Source organism: Psychrobacillus faecigallinarum (assembly GCF_014836595.1).
GTDB classification, from domain to species: domain Bacteria; phylum Bacillota; class Bacilli; order Bacillales_A; family Planococcaceae; genus Psychrobacillus; species Psychrobacillus faecigallinarum.
Genome location: NZ_JACSQO010000004.1, coordinates 198,582 through 218,230, shown reverse-complemented (window position 1 = coordinate 218,230; position 19,649 = coordinate 198,582). Strand labels below are relative to the sequence as shown.

Below are 19,649 nucleotides of genomic sequence, written 5' to 3'. Positions count from 1 at the left end.
TAAAGAAAGAAGTGTATATATGAATAAATCTATAAAAGAACAAAAATCAGTAATTATTATCTTATTAAGTAATATTTTCATCGCGTTTTTAGGAATAGGACTCATTATTCCTGTGATGCCATCGTTTATGAATATCATGCATTTGTCCGGAAGCACAATGGGTTATTTAGTAGCAGTGTTTGCTGTCGCTCAACTGATCACATCTCCATTTGCTGGCCGCTGGGTAGACCAATTTGGTCGTAAAAAAATGATTACCATCGGTTTACTATTATTTAGTGTTTCCGAGCTTATTTTTGGGGCGGGTACAAACGTCTGGGTACTATACCTTTCAAGAGTATTAGGAGGCGTTAGTGCTGCATTTATTATGCCGGGTGTTACAGCATATATTGCTGATATTACGACGATTCAGGAGAGACCTAAAGCAATGGGCTATATTTCAGCAGCCATTAGCACAGGTTTTATCATAGGGCCAGGGATTGGCGGATTTATAGCAGAATTTGGGGTTAGATTGCCATTCTACTTTGCAGCAGGAATAGCATTTATCGCCTGTATTTCCTCTTTGTTTATACTGAAAGAACCACTTTCAAAAGAAGAATTAGCTGAAATATCAGCTAACAGTAAACAAACCAATTTTGTAGGCGATTTAAAAAAATCACTAAAACCAATGTACTTTATAGCTTTCATTATTATATTTGTTTTAGCCTTTGGTCTATCTGCATACGAAACGGTTTTTAGCCTATTCTCTGATCATAAGTTTGGTTTTACACCAAAGGACATCGCTGTCATTATTACCATAAGTTCCATATTTGGAGTAGTAGTACAAGTATTTATGTTTGGAAAGTTAGTAGACCTTTTAGGCGAAAAAAAACTAATTCAAATTTGCCTAATTGTAGGAGTGATTTTGGCATTCATTTCTACGGTCATTTCTAGCTTTATAATAGTCCTTATAGTAACGAGCTTTATATTTCTTGCATTCGATTTACTCCGTCCAGCACTCACAACATTTTTATCCAGAGCAGGCGGAAAAGAACAAGGATTTGTTGCGGGCATGAACTCAACATATACGAGTTTAGGAAATATTATTGGACCTGCACTAGGTGGTATCTTGTTTGATGTTAACATCAATTTTCCATACATTTTCGCTGGTATAATCATGGCAGTCGGCCTAGGGATTACATTTATGTGGAAAGAACAACAATTCAAAGATAGTTTTCTTAGTTAACGATAAGTATATTTCTTATAAGAAAAAAACAATTTAGCATCTTTTCCTGTAATGAAGGTGAACACTACATTACAAAAGAAAAGATGCTCTTTTTAATTCATTAATTAGCATAATTGTAGCGGCAGGCGGCGACAACGGCGGGATTGTGAGCCAAATGAACCCAAATGTAGTAGGTTCCTAGCACCCACTCATCTTCAGGAATTTGCATAAGAGCCCGTCAATGTTCCGGTGTAAGAAATTCTCTACCTCTAGGAGTTTTCATAAAGTATCATCTCATTTCTGTAATTATTCAGTCAATTAATTTAATTAAATATCAATAGAGTGTACTCTATTGATACAAGTGTCGGAGACAGATAAAATCATAGTTAAGAGCGTCTCATAAGACTTGTCTCAAAAACGAGGTGATATTTTGCGAAAACTCGGTTATATACGTGTCAGTTCAACTAGCCTTAATCCTTCAAGTCAATTACAGCAACTTCAAAAAATGTTAGAGGATATACAAGAAGGTGACATCATTTATGTTCGGATTTAACTCGGATTACTCGTATTAAACAAGATTTATTTGAATTAATCGATAACATACGAAGTAAAAAGGCAATTTTAAAATCCTTAAAAGATACATGGCTAGATTTATCAGAAGATAATCCCTACAGCCAATTCTTAATTCCTGTTATGGCGGGTGTAAACCAATTAGAACGTGATCTTAACCGTATGCGGCAGCGTGAAGGGATTGAACTGGCTAAGAAAGAAGGAAATTTTAAAGGTCGGTTAAAGAAGTAGCACAAAAACTATGCAGGAATGAATTATGCAGTAAAGCTTTATAAAGAGGGAGAAATGACTGTAAATCAAATTTGTGAAATCACAAATGTATCTAGGATCTCATTATATAGAAAGCTATCGGAAAGGAAATTTTGATGAGATATACCAAAGAGCGGAAATATAGAGTAGAAAATAAGTTCCATATAGAGGTGGGAATATATGCCTAAAATTGACAATCTGTTAGCGATTCTATGGATGCTTCGTTCAGGTGAAAAAATTACTGCAAAACAAATTTCAGAAAAGTTAGAGATGAATATAAGGACTGTGTATCGTTATATTGATACAATTTCAACGAGTGGCGTACCTATAATTTCAGAACCAGGACATAACGGTGGATACACTTTATTGAACAATTTTATTGAGGCACCTCTTTTTTTTGATTTTGAAGAGCAAACTTCACTATTTCACGCGGCTGTTTTTGCAGAAGAAGCCGGATATTATGGAGGTGAAGCACTAAATAGGGCCATTTCAAAACTAAGTAAATACTCAAATCAAGAGCAGGAAACAAAGATAAACCAACATTTAACTAGTCTTGAAGTAATAAGTCGATTAAGTTCACTCTCTATGGAACCTTTTTTGAAGGAGTTGGAGCAGGCTGTAACTGACGGGTACTCAGTAAAAATTCTTTACCATAAAAGTGGCGAAAAGCAATTAAATTATAGATTGGTCGATCCGTACAGAATTATCTATTGGAATAATAAGTGGTATGTGATTGGCTTTTGTCATCTTAGGAATGATATCCGTAGTTTTAGAGTAAATCGAATTGAAAGTCTAATGCTAACCGCAAAAAAGTTTAACCGACCAGAAAATTTTTCAGCACGTGACTTTTTTATGAAAAATCTCCTTCCTACTATAGAAGATAAGGAAGGGATTACTTCTTTAGTTATTAATGGAAATGAAAGTACGCTGAATGATGTTTGCCAACATTGGTTTTTAGGACATTATTTACATGAACGAAATTCAAATCAAGCAGTTTTCCTTCTTGAAAGAGATATAGTACATACATATATTCCTCATTTACTTTTACCGTACGGTAAATCTATTCAAATTATAGAGCCAATAAGTCTAAAAAAAAGACTTATTGAAGTTCTGTCGGAATTAATAAAATTTCATCAAGTATGATAACTTCCCTGACGCTAGCTGTCAGGGAAGTTATATTATAATTAGTATATAAATGTGATTGGGAGTGTTATTGGATGCAAACAAAAAAAGTTTATCTATATGTATTTAACACAATGTCAGACTGGGAATATGGGTATTTAATTGCCGAACTAAACACAGGAAGATATTTCAAAAAAGATATAGTACCTTTAAAAGTAGTTACAGTAGGAGCTAATAACGAAATGATTACCACGATGGGGGGACTTAGTATAAAACCAGATATTTCCCTTGATGAGTGTACTCTTGAGAGTAAAGATCTTTTAGTTTTGCCTGGAGGGACTACTTGGGGAGAAGTTATTCATCAACCAATCATGAAAAAAATTGGCGAAGCCTTAAAGCTCGGCACTATTGTCGCTGCAATTTGTGGTGCAACTGAGGCTCTTGCGAATATGGGATACTTAGATTCTAGAAAACACACAAGCAATGACTTACAGTATATTAAAATGGTCTGCCCTAATTATAAAGGAGAAAAATATTATGAGATGAGACCTGCGGTATCTGGTGAGAATTTGGTTACTGCATCAGGGGTTGCACCTCTGGAATTTACGATGGAAGTATTAAAAAAATTAGATGTATTTGCACCAGATACATTACATTCCTGGTATAACCTAAATAAGACTCATAAACCTGAATACTTCTTCCAGTTAATGAATTCAATAAATAGATGAGCTAAAAAAATCAACTTAGCAGATTTATATAAGTTAAATAAAAACCATGCTTTAGACAATGTCAAAGCATGGTTTTTAGTATTGAAAATTCCTTAACGTTGTAAATCCGCATTTTCCTGATGGTACCCCTAGCGAAGTATTCCCATTAATTATTCACTAGATAAAAGCCGTGTTCTCTTAGAAAGGGTTTCATATACTACTTAACCGATGTGAAATTCGGTATAAATAATAGGAAGTAGTGAATATATGTTCTTTAAAAATAAAAAGCACTTTTGGTTACCAAGTAAGCCTAAAGATAAGCAAAGTCATTTAAAAACAAGTACAAAGCAAAATAATATCGAACGTATACCAAATAAGGTAGGTATTGTAATGCCTGTTTACAATCAAGAAAAACAATATTTGATTGAATGTGTACATGCTATTGAACAACAAACCTATAAAAATTTTTCACTTGTGATTGTAATTGATGGTGCAAATGTGGAAACCGTTAAAACCGTTTATGAATTATCCAGTTACTTAACTTGCGACTTCATCATAATCGATAGGAAGATAAACAAAGGAATTGCCTACTCATTAAATGAAGGATTTGACAAACTCAAAGATTGTTCCTATTTAACTTGGATCTCCAGTGACAATAGACAAGCTCCCAATTTCCTAGAAAAGTTAGTTGAAACTATGAACACTTCACCATCAAATACTGCTCTCGTTTACTCCATGTATAGTCCAATTGATGAAAATGGAATGCCGCATCCTTCCACTCCATATTTTTACCCAGCTCTATACAAGATGATGAATCGTTCAAAAGAAGAGATCATGATGGTCAGTTTCATCGGTGCATCTTTTCTTTATACAAGAGAGGCTTTTGAAAAGACTGGTGGCTATGATTCTAAATACGACTTAGTATCTGATTATGAATTTTGGATTAGATTAATGAAACAAGGAGAATTTGTTTTTATACCTGAACCCTTAATGGAATATCGCTTAAACGGCAAACACTCATTAACAACTCTTACTCCTCCTGAGGAACTATATCTTAACAGCATGTCTGCTAGCTTAGAACACCGAACGAAAAATGGAGACTTACCTAAGGTTTCAGTAATAATTACTGCTCACAATCATGGGAACTTTATAAAAAAATGCTTACAAAGTGTTTTTGATCAAACTTTTAAAAACTTTCATGTAATAGTTGTAGACGTTGGCTCTACGGATAATACCTTAGAAGAGATATATAGTTTACATGATACCCGTACTATCCCTATTCATATTAAGCAACGGACTAAAGCAGAAGCATTAAATATTGCTTTAGACTATGTGTTGGGTGAATATGTCCTTGAACTTGATGGTGATGACTGGATAGAACCCATTACTTTGGAGGTCATGATTAGTGAAATGGATAATTTATCCTCTAAAGTAGGGATGGTTTTTGCAAATAGAAGGCTCTGGTATGAGGAAAACGGCGTTTTAGTCGAGGGGGACATTTATAAAGGCTCACCATTAAAAGATAAATATAAAATTCTAGAGAGTTTTCAGACTCACTGCCCTAGAATGTATCGGTATTCTGCACTAAAAGAGCTAAGCGGATGGATGACTACTTTACGAGGAGAACCACTAATTGCTGAAGACTTCATGATGTTTTTACGAGTCGCAGAACGCTTCAAAGTTCACTGGATTGATCAAACCTTATATAATCAGCGCAGACATAATAAAAATATAACAATTATTCAGAAGGAAAATTTAAATAAACAGTTTCGTATGGTAGTTGATGAAATGCTTATCCGTTGGGGAGATTCCTATAAAGCAAATTTTGAAGAAAGTGATGGCTATATTACTAAAATAAAGCTTGAAAAACGGAGAAAAGGAGACAGACAATGAAAGTGATGATTATATTCGGTACAAGACCTGAAGGAATCAAATTCGCGCCTATTATTAAAGAGCTTCAAACGAATAAAAAATTTGAAACTGTTTTGGTTAACACCGGGCAACATATAGAAATGCTCGACCAAGTTTTATCCTTATTCTCCATAAAACCCGAATACGAACTAAAGCTTATGAAAACAAATCAAAAGCTAGAGGAATTATCCGCAGAACTAATACAAAAACTAGGTGAGGTTTTGGATAAAGAAAAACCTGATCTTGTTTTTGTTCTAGGAGACACGGCGACTACATTTGCAGGAGCATATACATCGTTTTTAAAACGTATCTCGGTAGCACATGTGGAAGCAGGTCTACGCACACACAATATTTCTTCTCCTTTTCCCGAAGAAATGTACCGACGAATCGTAACTAAGTTAAGTGATTATCACTTTGCACCAACTGAAAAAAACAAAGAGAATTTATTAGCTGAAGGAATTCCACAAGAAAGAATTATAATAACAGGGAATTCAGTAATAGATGCTCTTTATGACATTACAAATAGACCATATGTCTTTCCTGATCATCTGCAAAAAATATTTGATAGAGGAAAGAGAATTCTATTAGTTACTACTCATCGACGTGAAAATTTTATAAAGCTAAAAGGAATATACGAAGCTCTTACCAGTCTAGTAGAAGAGTTTGAGGATATTGAAATTATTTTCCCGGTGCACCCGAACCCTAATGTCAGAAAAGAGGTTAAAGATCATTTTCTAGCAAGTACTAAGAGTTCCACTATTCATATTATCGAGCCGCTAGACTATGAATGTTTTGCACATGTTATGAAGAAATCCTATCTAGTAATCACAGATTCAGGAGGTATACAGGAAGAAGCTCCAGCATTAGATATACCCGTTTTAGTTATAAGGGAAAGTACAGAACGTACGGAAGGAGTAAAGGCAGGAACTTTAAAATTAGTTGGAACTGAGAAAGACGATATTTTACAAGCAACTCGAATGTTACTCAATAATCCACAAGCATATGAAAACATGGCTCAAGCTAATAATCCATATGGAGATGGTACCACTTCCGAACAAATCTCATCCTATCTTGATAAAATTGCAAAAAAGATATGAGCATCTGAACTCATATCTTTTTTAAATCGGCTATATTAAAGTGACAGGTTAATTTATAATTTTAAAAAATGAGTTGGAGATACATTTTCCAGCTCATTATTGTTTTGATTTGCTTTTTTATTAAAGCACTTGTTAGTTTAAATAAGAACTTTTTATATTTTATCTTCTTTTATCCATGTCCAAATTCGGTAACTTCCGAATACTGATACTAAAAAAAGTAAAATCATAAATATAACGTAAATGGATAATCTATTGATTTCTTGTAACCCTTCCCTGTTAGCCACTGTCCAAATGGATAAACCAAATAGCATCAAGTAACAAAATACATTAGGAATAATCCATGCGATTCTCTTTTTGTATTTCAAAAATATTCCCCCTCAAACTATATATGAATAACAGTATGAATAGATTCCAAATAAGCCGTTAGTTTAAGTGTACCATTACACAAACAATACCTCCTCATGAAAAACAACCTTTGTCGTTAACAGAGCCTTTATGTCCAACCTATAAACTCTAACCACCTAAGATAGAAGATTGTCCATTTTTATTAATATTCTATTGATTCTAAAAATATAGAATGTTATATTCTAAATAAATAGAATTATAAGGAGAGAAATGCATGGATGTTTTAAATCTTTCAAGTAAAGAAAGAGAAACTTATGAAGTAGAGATTAACTATTCAATATTATGGGAATCTGCCTTAGGTATTGCAGCAATTACTAATACACGTCTATTAAACACTCTAGAAAAGCAAGCATCTTTTTGGGATTCCATTAAAAGTAGTTTGTCAGCGGGAATACTAAAAGAGTTAAATTATGTTGAAGAAAATAATACTTGGAAAGCTTTGCTTTTACTTTTACATGTGAAGGATTTTAAGAGTCTTAAGGAATTTACTTCTTATATAGATGAGTTATCTGCAGAGGAACTAAGGTTGACTTGTATGCCATACTTAGGAATAAAACATCAATACCTAAGACAAAGTGCTTCATTGGGTGATTTGACTTCTTTACAAAAAATGAAGGAAATTGCTAAAGATAATCCATTTTACCCTGCTTATATTGATTTTGTCTGCCAAGTAGATGCAGATAAGCTTAAACAGCATTTGACTAAAATAATGAGCGTTTGGGTTGAAGAGGTTATAACAATTGATAAGCAGAAAGAGATTACTAAAATACTTCAGGCAGATTATGAATCAAAGAGTAAGATGAAAGAAACTTTAAATAGTTTTGAATTAGTGGAATGGGCTACAGGCGGAGTTACTTACCATCCGGAGCCGAGCGTCACAAAGGTATTATTAATTCCTCAGTACATCTATAGACCATGGAATATAGAAGCGGATTTAGAAGGTACAAAAGTATTTTATTATCCTGTGGCAAATGAAAGTATTACACCAGAGGACCCATATACACCCAATCATTCACTAGTTCTTAAATATAAGGCGCTGGGTGATGAGGTTAGATTACGAATGGTAAAAATGCTTTACGAAAATGACCATACATTACAGGAAATTACAGACCACTTAAACCTTGGGAAATCAACTGTTCATCATCATTTAAAAATATTAAGGTCAGCGAGAATTGTTGCAATAAAAGATAATAAATACACTTTAAAAAGAAAGCCTTTAGATTCCATTTATATGGAACTAAATTCCTTTCTAAATCAATGAAACAGAGTGTTGTTTTTCATAATAAGAGCTTTTTAGTACTATGGATAGGAAATATCATTTCGGAACTAGGAGGAGTCCTAGGTACACTATGTAACTCATTTTTAATCTATCAGCTAACCAATTCTACTTTAGCGCTTAGTAGTATGTGGCTTCTATATTTTATACCATCATTGATTCTTCAATTATTTATTGGCCCATTCATTGATCGTTGGAGCAGAAAATGGATCATGATTCTATCACAGTGGGCTAGGGGAATAATTTTTATTCTTCCATTAATAGCTCTTGCTTCAAATCAATTAGAAGTATGGCATATTTATTTAGTACAAATAGTTGTCGGATTAATCACACCGATCTATACACCAGCCAATCAAGCTATTACACCTACGATTGTTCCTGAAGAGCTTTTGACTTCAGCGAATGCATACAATGACGGTGCTATAAGATTAATGACATTTATAGTTCCTTTCGTTGGAGGTATGATCATTGAGTTTCTAGGGTTAATCCCCTCGTTATTAGTAGTATGCTTAACGCTACTTACTAGTGGTATTCTCTTATTGTCTTTACAGGAAAAAAGGAATGCATTTACTGTGAGGAAAACGTGGCTAGAGCAATTTACAGAAGGGATTTTATATTTTTTTAAGCAGCGTATAATAGTTTGGCTAGGGATTTTTTTAGCATTTGTGCAATTTGGTGTAGGAGTAACAATGATTATTACTTTGCCTTATATTACAGATGAGCTTTCTGGCTCCTACACTCAAGTCGGATATTTTATGGCTAGCTTCCCACTAGGTTATGTGATTGGCACTATGTTGGTTGGAAAAGTAAAGGCTAAAAGCCGTAGAATGTTAATGCTAGGCTCCTTAGCTGTAGGCGGGCTAACATTTATCTTTCTTTGCTTCAATACAAGTATTGTCCTTGCTCTCTTAACGGAAGGGATAGCAGGAATTGCGTTGGCCTTCTTTGGAGTACATAATATCACCATTTTTCAAAAATCAGTTCCAAATGAATTGATGGGTAAAGTTGCTTCCGTCCGATTGCTTATTATTAGAGGCGCAATGCCAGTAGGTGTATTAGTGGGAGGACTTTTAAGTGAGACATGGGGGATACGGCCCTTATATTTCTTCATCGGTTCAATTATTTGTACGGTATCCATAATAGGCCTGACTTTTCCTTATTTTAAATTCTTAAACAATTCTTCGGGAATTGAAGGGAATTAGCTTCTATTGATTGAATACTTTATATAAGAGCATATATAGGAGGTATCTAATTTGAACAAATTTTACCTGGTACTCTTTTTAATATTTCTTTTAATGGGCTGCTCCGAAAATGGAAATCCTACCCCTAGAGAGTTGCTGGGCGAAGAGGATGTTGATATTTTCCTAATGAACGAAGTCGTTTATGCGAAAGCTAGTGATATTGATTGGGTCACTGAGTCTGAATATACAATTGGAGAGGAAGTTGCTGAAATTAGTAAGCAACAGAACCGTGCAATAGGATTCAACAATGGAACAGCCAATATACTACCGGTCGGCACCAAAATATACGAGACAGGTCAGGGATTTGTTATTGCAATTGTAGGGGAAAAAGAGGTGCCTTATATTGCTTTACTTGAAGGGTGAGAAATGTTAATTTACTGTCAGTTTCAAATAAAATTCAATTGATTCATTTAAAAAAAACGGTTAATTTTTCAAATAAATTTATTAGGTAAACAAATACTTTAAAGGATGTGAACTAAGTGATTAGAAGCAAACGAGATAAATACTCGGTGCAGTTTTGATGGATAGCAGCATGCAACCGAGTACTAATGCTATCACCTAGGCTGCACTATCTTATTTGTACTAACTAAGAATAGGAGCGTAGCATAGATGAATATAGAAACTCTGAAAAAAGATTGGAAGATGGAAGAAATTGAAAGCTTTAAAGGGTGGGATTTTTCTCATTTGGAAGGTCGGTGGAAGGAACAAGCTACACCGTGGGATTATCGGAAAATCATCGATAAATATCTTTCTCCAGAGAACGTACTTCTGGATATGGGAACAGGTGGCGGTGAATTTCTGATAACATTAGGCCATCCCTTCGAACGGACTTCTGTTACAGAGGGATGGGAACCAAATGTGAATTTGTGTAAAGAAAAATTGGAACCTCTCGGAATTTGCGTTAAGCAGGTATTCAATGACTCTGAACTTCCCTTTGAGGATAATGTTTTTGATATTATTATTAATCGACATGAATCCTATGACGTAAATGAAATACGGAGAATCCTGAAAAAGGGAGGCATCTTTATAACCCAACAGGTTGGAGGTAAGAACAACGAGTGGCTGTCCAATGCATTAATAAATAACTTTCAGCCCTTATATCCTAGCTTAAATCTAGAGAATGAAACTAAAAGATTTACTTCTGAAGGCTTTGCTATTTTATATGAGGGTGAGTATTTTCCATCTTTAAAGTTTTTGGATGTAGGTGCAATTGTTTACTACGCTAAAATTATAGAATGGGAATTTCCTGGGTTTACGGTCGATTCATGCCTTGAACGTCTAATAGAACTTGAAAAAGTGATGCAGCTTCAAGGATATGTAGAAAGCTATGAACATCGATTTATATTAGTTGCTCGTAAAAGCTGAATGGTAACTTATTATACTGAACGGTCATAAATTTTTTTATCCGGTCATAAATCCTACTTGAACGGTCATAAAAAAAATTATCCGGTCATAACGACCAAATTTTCTTTGACAAATAGGAAATTAAGCATAGTATGGACTGGTCTTTTTAACTGAAATACAGATTCTACTAACAATTGTAAAGGAAAATACCCTCTACTTATCGAATTAGTAATTACTAATCCTGATAGTAGGGGGTTATTCGTTATTTAGCACACAAAAAGGGGGGAGATACGAAAGAAGATGTATATATAAACAGCCGGTTGATCTTAGAACAATAATTTAAAGGGGAGATATAAAAATGACCAATTATACACCCAAGAAAAAATATTATATTCCAACTAACATTGAGGACAAACTTTCAAAGGACTTCGTTCAGGGAATCACGCGTAATTTTGAAATGTTAGATGAGATGGAAGGTGGAACAGCTAAGACGATTAAGGCCGATACAACTGGACGTACACGGATTCAAGAATTAATTCAAATTGCTTTTGATCATGCTAGGGATGGGGATACCTTGATCCTTCCACCGGGCCGTTATTGGCTTGAGAAAAACACCAAACTGGATGATTTTCCAAACAATGACCAACCATGCTTGCTACTTAGGGGGAAAAAAAGAATTCATTTGGTTGGTTACGGTGCTGTGTTATTTACTAGAACACATGCCCAAGGGATCTTAGAGCTACAACAATGTGAAAATTGTATAATCGAAGGCATTAAGTTTGAGGGGTATGGGGAGTTTCCAGGAATAGACCCAGTGACTGGATATGGAGAAAAAGGGACCAAAGCTGGAGGCTATCCAACTTCAGGCTTTTGGAATTATAGAAAAAACAATAGCTTTGATACGAGTGAGCGCGCCAGAAATGATGGGAAGCCGTTTGGCATATTTGGTGGTGGATTTATAGGAAACGTAGGTAGTGGTGTTTTAGTACATCGAGGTTGCAAAAATATTATCTTTAGATCATGTGAGAGCAGTGGCTTTAACTTTTCCGGATTTGCGGTTGGACATCTAGGGGACTATTTGCCAACAGACTTAGAATACGAAAACAATGCCGACATTACCTTCGTAGAGTGTAATGCACACGACAATTACTCTAGCAATTTTGTGTTCTCAGCTGTTGAAAGACCTCGAGTGCTCAACTGTATAAGCGATCGGGCTGGACACCCGAATGCCTCGAAGCTCCATACTTACGTTGATCCAGGCTACGGTATAAATGCACTTGGAACAATGTTTCCTAAAGCAAATGATCTTTTAGTTTCTGGATGTACTTTAAGAGGAAACAAGCGGAAAGCTATTGATGGTCATGCTGCAGGCGGTTTAATCGCAACAGACAATTTAATATCAGACTCGATGGTCGGTGGTGTTTTCTATAAATGGACAAATGGAGACCAGTTTACAAAAGACTGCATCATAGTAAACAATAAAATCGAGGATTGTGGCTATGCCAAAAACCCTCTAGGAGCCATTTATATTGGCGGTGTTCAGCGAGAGTCAAAAGAAAATCAAGAAATGAACACTATCATATCTAACAATCATATAAAAAATTGCTTTGGCACAGAGGGTGTGATCTTTGCAGGAGCATTCGATCGTCTCATAATTGAGGGAAATATCATTCATGGAATACCAGTGGAGTTAGATACCACTAACACTATTTTTGAGCCATATGTCATATATGCAGGATATTCCATAGCTTCTCAGCCGAACTTTGCCGGCAATATTTCTAATAATGTAATAGATGTTAACCACCCAAGAATTGCAGGTGGAATATTAGTTAGAAATTTACAGGACGGTACTGTTCAGGGCAACACAATCAAAACCGTTAACTCTCTGACTTTATATGGCTTGAGATTATGGAACTGTAAAGAGGTTGGAGCAGTCGGCAACACAATAAAAATGGGCACAGAAGGTTTGCCTTTAGATGCAGAAACAACTGGAGTAGTTGCACACAACACCTTGGTTGGTGGAAATGCTGCATTTCAGCCTCTACAGGGTCAAGCCATTATATTTACTATAGAAGCAAATAAAGGAAATGGAAATGTTCGTTTTAAAAATGGACAATCATATGTGTCGATAATCGAGAGCCATGAAATGGGACTGGAGGTCAAACTTCAGAATATTTCGTCAGGCATTATACCTACGGTGAAAGTATCTCAAACAGGACAAAAAGGACTTCTAGGAGCTGAGCATTCAATCGACTATATTTACAGTTGTCAAGAATCTCATAAAAATGTCTTTATTGTTCTAAAGCCTTCAAAAGAATTAAGTCACATGCCTTTTTCAAGTATGACTAATGGTGGTCTTGAAATTGAAATCATGATTTAGTGATTAAAATGCTTAAAAATAATTTGACAATTTAAAGTATTCCTATTATCATAGACAATAACTTTTATGTTCGGGTATAGGTTGAAGACATTGAGAGCAATGTCGCCTTGAGAACAGACGAGCCGAGATGAGATAGCTGAGAAATTGTTTAAATAAGAGAAGTAGCATTAGTTCTGCAATTTAGAGAGTCAGTGGTTGGTGAGAACTGATTTGCAACTGATGTGAATGGACTTATGAGAGCCTCCTTGAGAATGTCTTTTTGTTTTAGAGGTGGACGTATTTCCTACGTTACAAGGAAAAAAGGGGGAGTATATATACTCCAACTAGAGGTGGCAACGCGGTTAACATCGTCCTCTTCATGGGAATTTTATATTCCTATGAAGGGGACTTTTTTTATTTAGCTTAGACGAGAAGAGAGCAGAGGAGAGATTAGATGAGAGAGTATATTGAACAGGTCCTTAGAAAAGAAGATTTATCATTCGAAGAAATGCAGGAAGCATCTAGAATTATTTTGGATGAGAGTACGGATATGCAATTGATAAAACAATTTTTAATTGCTTTAGCTATAAAAGGAGAAACAGCAAATGAGGTAGCTGCTCTTGCGACAGTAATTAAATCATTTGCAATCACTTTAAATGTTCCTGAAGGAAATTATATGGATAACTGTGGAACAGGTGGTGACGGATCAAATAGCTTTAACATTAGTACAGCATCTGCCATTGTAATAGCTGGAGCTGGCGTGAGTATAGCAAAGCATGGAAATAGAAAAATCTCTAGTTCATCTGGAAGTACAGATGTATTAGAGGCATTAGGTATTCAAACGAACTTAGATATCCAGGCTTCCTTGAATATATTAAACAAAGAAGGTATTACTTTTTTATATGCACCGACTGTACATCCAAAACTAAAAAGAATTGGACTGGTGAGACAACAAATTGGAAAACCGACTATCTTTAATCTTGTAGGGCCTCTTACCAATCCGGTTCCACTTCTCAGCCAGTACACTGGCATAAACCGTCCTGATTTTACAATAGAATACGCAAAAGTACTTCATATGCTTGGAAGAGAGAGAGCAATTGTAGTTTGTGGGACGGGTGGGATGGATGAAGCATCGCTTGTAGGAAAAAACTCTTTAGTATTAGTCGAAAAAGGTGACCTGATACCCTTCACCCTTAGTCCGGAGGATGTGGGACTTTCCTTTTATTCTCCTGCTGCTGTAAGAGGGGGTACAGCAGAGGAAAACGCTCAAATTATGTTGAATTTGCTTAACGGTAAACAGGATGCTTATTTTGATAGCGTAATTTTTAACGCAGGAATAGGACTCTACGCAAATGGAGCAGTGAATAATATACCTGAAGGTGTAAAACTAGCAAAAGACAGTATTCTCTCTGGCAAAGCACTTGATAAATTGAAAGCAGTTGTTGCTTATAGCAATCCTAATTTTGCTCAGGAGGTACTATCATGACAACTATTCTAGATAAAATTCTTAAAGAAAAAGAGACGCTCATCAATCAAATGATTCATGAAACAATTCCTGTATGTAAAAAGAGACTGAAAAGACCTTCGCTATTTGATAGGTTGTTTCAGAACAATAAGCTCCAAGTAATTGCCGAAATTAAACGAGCCTCTCCTTCAAAAGGGTTAATTCAAGGAATAGTAGATCCAGCAAAACAAGCATTAGTTTACCAAGAAGCTGGGGCTGCTGCAATATCTGTTTTGACAGATTCCCCCTTTTTTCAAGGTTCTTTTAAGGATTTACAAGCAGTAGCAGAAACCGTAGATTTACCGATCTTGTGTAAGGACTTTATCATTCATAAAGTACAGATTGATTTTGCTAAAAGTGCTGGTGCCTCTGTTGTTCTTCTCATTGTCGCAGCATTATCAAAGGAAAAAATAAAAGAATTATACACATATGCAATAGCGAAAGGTCTCGAGGTGCTAGTAGAGGTTCACAATATCCAAGAGCTAGAGGTAGCACTTCAATTAGACACTAAGCTTATAGGTGTAAATAACAGAGATTTACGCACTTTCCAAGTAGATTTATCTCACACCGGTGAATTGGCAAGTAATTTCCCTTTTAACGAGGGACGGGTATTAATTAGTGAAAGTGGTATTTGCAATAATGTGGATGCAATACAGGTTGCAAAATACGGTGCAAGTGCTGTATTAGTAGGTGAAGCTTTAATGCGAAGTGATGATCCGTATAAGACACTTCGTACATTGCAGGTGGAACGTGAAGTGATGGTCCAATGACTAAGGTGAAGATATGTGGATTGATGGAGAAAGAACATGTGGTAGCAGCAATAGAAGCTGGCGCGGATGCTGTTGGATTTGTTTTTGCACCAAGTAAAAGGAGAGTCACATTATCACAGGCTCATGACTTAGCAAAATGCATCCCTAAAGAAGTGTTAAAAATTGGCGTTTTTGTCAATCCAAACAGCGATGAACTAGAACAGGCAATTCGAGAGATTCCGTTGGATTTAATTCAATTACATGGTAATGAGGAACCAGATTTTATAGAAAATATTAAGTTTCCAACCATTAAGGCCCTATCTATCAGAGAAAGTCGTGATGTGGAAAAAGCGAAAGTGTTTAATACCGATTATATGCTGTTCGATGCTCCAGGAAAAGATTTTAAAGGAGGAAGTGGAGTAACGTTTGATTGGCAACTGTTAAATGATCTCAGCATTTCCCCTAATCAGATAATTCTAGCTGGTGGTTTAAATGCATCAAATATAAAAGAAGCGATTAGAAGAGTGAAGCCCTTTATGGTGGATGTATCTAGTGGAGTAGAGGTAAATGGTAGAAAAGATGAGCAATTGATACGCGAATTCATTCAAACGGTCAAAGATGAGGAGAGATAAGCATGGTACAAACAAAAGCTGGGCGATATGGACGTTTCGGAGGTCAATTTGTTCCTGAGACACTTATGACTGCATTAGTAGAATTAGAGAATGCCTATAAAACAGCAATCGAAGATGCTTCCTTTTTAGAAGAGGTAGAATATTACTTAAAGGACTACGTGGGAAGAGAAACTCCTCTCTATTTTGCTGAACGTCTTACAAAGGAAATCGGTGGAGCAAAAATTTTATTGAAGAGGGAAGATTTAAATCATACAGGCGCTCATAAAATAAACAATACAATCGGCCAAGCGCTACTGGCAGTCAGAATGGGTAAGAAGAAAATTGTAGCAGAAACAGGTGCAGGCCAGCATGGAGTTGCTACTGCTACTGTTTGTGCACTGTTTAATCTCGAGTGCATTGTTTTTATGGGAAAAGAAGATGTTCGCAGACAGGAACTGAACGTTTTCCGGATGGAGCTACTCGGTGCAAAGGTTGTATCGGTAGACCAAGGCTCTGGAACTTTAAAGGACGCAGTCAACGAAGCACTTAGATATTGGGTTGCAAATGTCGAGGACACCCATTATATTTTAGGCTCAGCTCTTGGTCCCCATCCTTTTCCGAGAATTGTTCGGGATTTTCAACGTGTTATCGGTGTAGAGACTAAGAAGCAAGTACTAGAAAAGGATGGAAAACTCCCTAATGCCATCGTTGCCTGTGTAGGCGGAGGAAGCAATGCAATAGGAATGTTCCATCCCTTTATAGACGATTCAGAAGTGGCTTTGTACGGTGTTGAAGCAGCGGGAGAGGGAATTGAAACTGGGAGACATGCAGCGGCAATTGCCGGGGGGAAAGAAGGTGTATTGCATGGAGCTTATATGTACGTTCTGCAAAATGAAGACGGATTTATACAGGAAGCACATTCAATTTCCGCCGGTTTAGATTATCCTGCGGTTGGTCCGGAGCATAGCTATTTACATGACATTGGAAGAGTGAGGTATCTTTCTGTGAAGGATTCTGAGGCATTAGAAGGATTACAATTACTAGCTAGAACGGAAGGAATTATTCCAGCTCTAGAGAGTTCCCATGCTATATATTTTGCAGCTAAACTTGCTAAGAAAATGAGCCCAGAGGATACAATAGTTATTTGTCTTTCTGGTCGTGGTGATAAAGACGTACACACAGTTAGAGATGCATTAGGAGGCTCAAATCATGTCTAAAAGAAAACTTACAAATGCATTAGTTAATTGTTTAAGCAGCGGCGATAAAGTATTTATTCCTTATATTATGGCTGGGGACGGGGGGCTGGATCAGTTAAAGGAGAGAGTTCTACTTCTCCAAGAGGCTGGAGCAACAGCTATTGAATTAGGAATTCCATTTTCTGATCCAGTGGCCGATGGACCAACTATCCAACAAGCTGGTGAACGAGCACTTAAAGTAGATGCTACATTGAAAAATATCATTGCTGAACTGGAAGGAATCTATCAAGAGATCCATATTCCATTAGTTATTATGACGTATTATAATCCTATGTTGAGCTATGGATTGAGTAATTTTGCACAGGATTGTGAACGACTTGGTATTGCCGGGTTAATCGTACCGGATGTGCCCTATGAGGAGAGTGACATTTTGAGAATCGCCTTAAGAGAAACAGATGTAGCTTTAGTGCCTCTTGTGTCACTGACTAGCCCGAAAGAACGTATAGTTAAAATCGTGAATGCTGGAGAAGGTTTTATATACGCTGTCACGGTCAACGGAATAACTGGTACTCGTGAAAAGTTCAATAAAGACTTAGTAGAGCATTTGAAATCTATCAAAGAACTTAGTAATATACCAGTGATGGCAGGATTCGGCATATCATCTCCTGAGCAAGTAGAGGAAATGACTAGTATGGCTGATGGAGTCATTGTCGGAAGTGCAATTGTAGAGGCATTTCATAAAAAAGATTTGAATAAAATTAAAATCTTGGTGAAAGCTTCTAAACGAAAAATTATATCTTAAAAACATAGACACATAAACGTCTTTCTTACAGACTAACAATTAATAAAATGATCTTAAGCAATCCGAAATAATGCTATCTCGGATTGCTTTTTTATTGAAGCATTTATTTTTAAATGGGAATAAAAAGGATTTTTAAAGGAAAGCTAGAATTTATTATAAAAGCTGCGAAATTAATCTCCAGTTGAATGGTTTCGAACAAGGATTTTCTCTTGAAAAAGATTACTAGTGATTAAGATGGATATTAATTTCAAGATTATTAGAAACAAATGATATTACTTGTCCCTAAGAGTAGAAAAAAGATTGTTCAAAACTAAAGGCGGTTGAAATACAATCACAAAAAATACTGATGAGTAGGTGCGGTTAAATGTTAAAGATAAAGAATCCAAAAGATATTCATCTTCTTTCGGAATTTCTCGAGAAATTGAATCTCCAGCCTGAGTATCATATCGGTTATTGTGGAGTTATTGCTAAAGAAATTGAAGATACTATTCTACATGATTTCTCTGACTTAGACTTTGAGCACTCATTTGTCATTGCCACTGAACATGCCATTATTAAAGGTGCTCTTGGCTTTGATGTGGATGAGCAATTAAGAACTATTGAAGTTTGGGGACCATTTGTTTTAGCTTCAGAGGAATACCGGGAGATAGCAGATGGAATGTGGAATCATTTGGTTTCACAGATGCCATTTGACGTAAAATCCTTTCAGTTCTTTGTTCATAAGGAGAATTTTCTTACAAGAGAGTACATTCGGGAAAAAGGGGGAGTGGAAATAGGACAGCATCTGATATTATCTATCATTAAGAAAAACCACTCATTTCCGCAAAACATCAAAATTATACAATACAGCCCATCATTCGAAGATTCCTTTACAGCTCTCCATACTGCATCATTTTCTAATACTTACTATAATAGCTCCGATATTCTGAGACGTTTGGACAATAAAAATAAGCTTTTTATATTTGCAGAGGGTCTAGAAAAAGTTAAAGGATATGTTTACGTAGAGATAGAATCAAGTCAAAACAATGGCTCTATTGAATATATAGCAGTTTCCAGTGAGTATCAGAAGCAAGGAATCGGGACTCAACTTATTCAATCCGCTCTCAATTACTTATTTTCTTATGACACTATTAAAGAAATTACATTGAGTGTCAGAGCTGAAAATGACAAAGCATTGGCTTTATATAAATCGGTAGGTTTTGAATTGAAGTATGAGCTCATAGCCTATAGGAAATAGTAGAAACACAAGGTCAACAGTCTGCTCCGATATTCAAACAATGAAAAAAGCAAGAACCCCCTGAAAGG

At 35.9% G+C, this 19,649-nt stretch carries 17 protein-coding genes, 1 pseudogene and 1 other annotated feature; of the genes and pseudogenes, 17 read left to right on the top strand and 1 reads right to left on the bottom strand.

What is annotated here, in order from left to right; all coding sequences use genetic code 11:
* The first annotated feature begins 19 nt into the window (after window positions 1-19).
* The 6 genes and pseudogenes from H9650_RS10355 (at window position 20) to wecB (ending at window position 6,857) form a co-directional block, all read left to right on the top strand.
* A complete protein-coding gene (locus H9650_RS10355) occupies window positions 20-1,222 on the top strand; it encodes an MFS transporter (protein ID WP_151109758.1) in 1,203 nt (400 codons plus the stop codon).
* Window positions 1,223-1,631: 409 nt separating this feature from the next.
* A pseudogene (locus tag H9650_RS10350) lies at window positions 1,632-2,137 on the top strand (recombinase family protein).
* A gap of 63 nt (window positions 2,138-2,200) precedes the next feature.
* Window positions 2,201-3,163: a helix-turn-helix transcriptional regulator gene (locus H9650_RS10345; protein ID WP_191697131.1), complete on the top strand. Its 963-nt coding sequence runs from the start codon at window positions 2,201-2,203 to the stop codon at window positions 3,161-3,163.
* Between the two features lie 74 nt (window positions 3,164-3,237).
* Window positions 3,238-3,870: a type 1 glutamine amidotransferase family protein gene (locus H9650_RS10340; RefSeq protein WP_154310771.1), complete on the top strand. Its 633-nt coding sequence runs from the start codon at window positions 3,238-3,240 to the stop codon at window positions 3,868-3,870.
* A 246-nt stretch (window positions 3,871-4,116) separates the two neighbouring features.
* Window positions 4,117-5,742 (top strand): glycosyltransferase family 2 protein, encoded by a 1,626-nt coding sequence (locus H9650_RS10335; RefSeq protein WP_191697130.1) that lies wholly within the window; start codon window positions 4,117-4,119, stop codon window positions 5,740-5,742.
* The gene (gene wecB, locus H9650_RS10330) at window positions 5,739-6,857 is read left to right on the top strand and encodes a non-hydrolyzing UDP-N-acetylglucosamine 2-epimerase (protein ID WP_191697129.1); all 1,119 of its coding nucleotides are present in this window, start codon (window positions 5,739-5,741) and stop codon (window positions 6,855-6,857) included. The genes H9650_RS10335 and wecB overlap by 4 nt, the downstream gene beginning before the upstream one ends.
* 152 nt (window positions 6,858-7,009) lie before the next feature.
* Here wecB and H9650_RS10325 read toward each other — a convergent pair whose 3' ends face one another.
* Window positions 7,010-7,222, bottom strand: coding sequence for a hypothetical protein (locus tag H9650_RS10325; protein WP_225216013.1), 213 nt, complete (start codon window positions 7,220-7,222; stop codon window positions 7,010-7,012).
* Window positions 7,223-7,476: 254 nt separating this feature from the next.
* Between H9650_RS10325 and H9650_RS10320 the strand changes: the two genes are divergently transcribed.
* From H9650_RS10320 to H9650_RS10270, 11 genes are all read left to right on the top strand, one after another.
* On the top strand, window positions 7,477-8,523 hold the full coding sequence (locus H9650_RS10320; RefSeq protein ID WP_151109770.1) for an ArsR/SmtB family transcription factor: 1,047 nt from the start codon (window positions 7,477-7,479) through the stop codon (window positions 8,521-8,523).
* The gene (locus tag H9650_RS10315) at window positions 8,520-9,740 is read left to right on the top strand and encodes an MFS transporter (protein WP_191697128.1); all 1,221 of its coding nucleotides are present in this window, start codon (window positions 8,520-8,522) and stop codon (window positions 9,738-9,740) included. Before H9650_RS10320 ends, H9650_RS10315 begins: the two co-directional genes overlap by 4 nt.
* A 51-nt stretch (window positions 9,741-9,791) precedes the next feature.
* Window positions 9,792-10,142: a hypothetical protein gene (locus tag H9650_RS10310; protein WP_186318063.1), complete on the top strand. Its 351-nt coding sequence runs from the start codon at window positions 9,792-9,794 to the stop codon at window positions 10,140-10,142.
* A gap of 246 nt (window positions 10,143-10,388) precedes the next feature.
* Complete coding sequence (locus H9650_RS10305; protein ID WP_154310775.1) at window positions 10,389-11,144, top strand: class I SAM-dependent methyltransferase; 756 nt, start codon at window positions 10,389-10,391, stop codon at window positions 11,142-11,144.
* A gap of 337 nt (window positions 11,145-11,481) precedes the next feature.
* Complete coding sequence (locus tag H9650_RS10300) at window positions 11,482-13,503, top strand: right-handed parallel beta-helix repeat-containing protein (RefSeq protein WP_151109776.1); 2,022 nt, start codon at window positions 11,482-11,484, stop codon at window positions 13,501-13,503.
* Between the two features lie 139 nt (window positions 13,504-13,642).
* Window positions 13,643-13,861: a binding site (T-box leader), on the top strand.
* Between the two features lie 75 nt (window positions 13,862-13,936).
* Window positions 13,937-14,968, top strand: a complete 1,032-nt coding sequence (gene trpD, locus H9650_RS10295) for an anthranilate phosphoribosyltransferase (RefSeq protein ID WP_151109778.1) — start codon at window positions 13,937-13,939, stop codon at window positions 14,966-14,968.
* Window positions 14,965-15,756: an indole-3-glycerol phosphate synthase TrpC gene (gene trpC / locus H9650_RS10290; RefSeq protein ID WP_154310778.1), complete on the top strand. Its 792-nt coding sequence runs from the start codon at window positions 14,965-14,967 to the stop codon at window positions 15,754-15,756. Before trpD ends, trpC begins: the two co-directional genes overlap by 4 nt.
* A complete protein-coding gene (locus H9650_RS10285) occupies window positions 15,753-16,367 on the top strand; it encodes a phosphoribosylanthranilate isomerase (RefSeq protein ID WP_151109780.1) in 615 nt (204 codons plus the stop codon). Before trpC ends, H9650_RS10285 begins: the two co-directional genes overlap by 4 nt.
* A 2-nt stretch (window positions 16,368-16,369) precedes the next feature.
* Window positions 16,370-17,563, top strand: coding sequence for a tryptophan synthase subunit beta (gene trpB / locus H9650_RS10280; RefSeq protein WP_191697127.1), 1,194 nt, complete (start codon window positions 16,370-16,372; stop codon window positions 17,561-17,563).
* Window positions 17,556-18,344: a tryptophan synthase subunit alpha gene (gene trpA, locus H9650_RS10275; protein WP_191697126.1), complete on the top strand. Its 789-nt coding sequence runs from the start codon at window positions 17,556-17,558 to the stop codon at window positions 18,342-18,344. The genes trpB and trpA overlap by 8 nt, the downstream gene beginning before the upstream one ends.
* Before the next feature lie 364 nt (window positions 18,345-18,708).
* A complete protein-coding gene (locus H9650_RS10270; RefSeq protein ID WP_151109786.1) occupies window positions 18,709-19,581 on the top strand; it encodes a GNAT family N-acetyltransferase in 873 nt (290 codons plus the stop codon).
* Window positions 19,582-19,649: the final 68 nt, after the last annotated feature.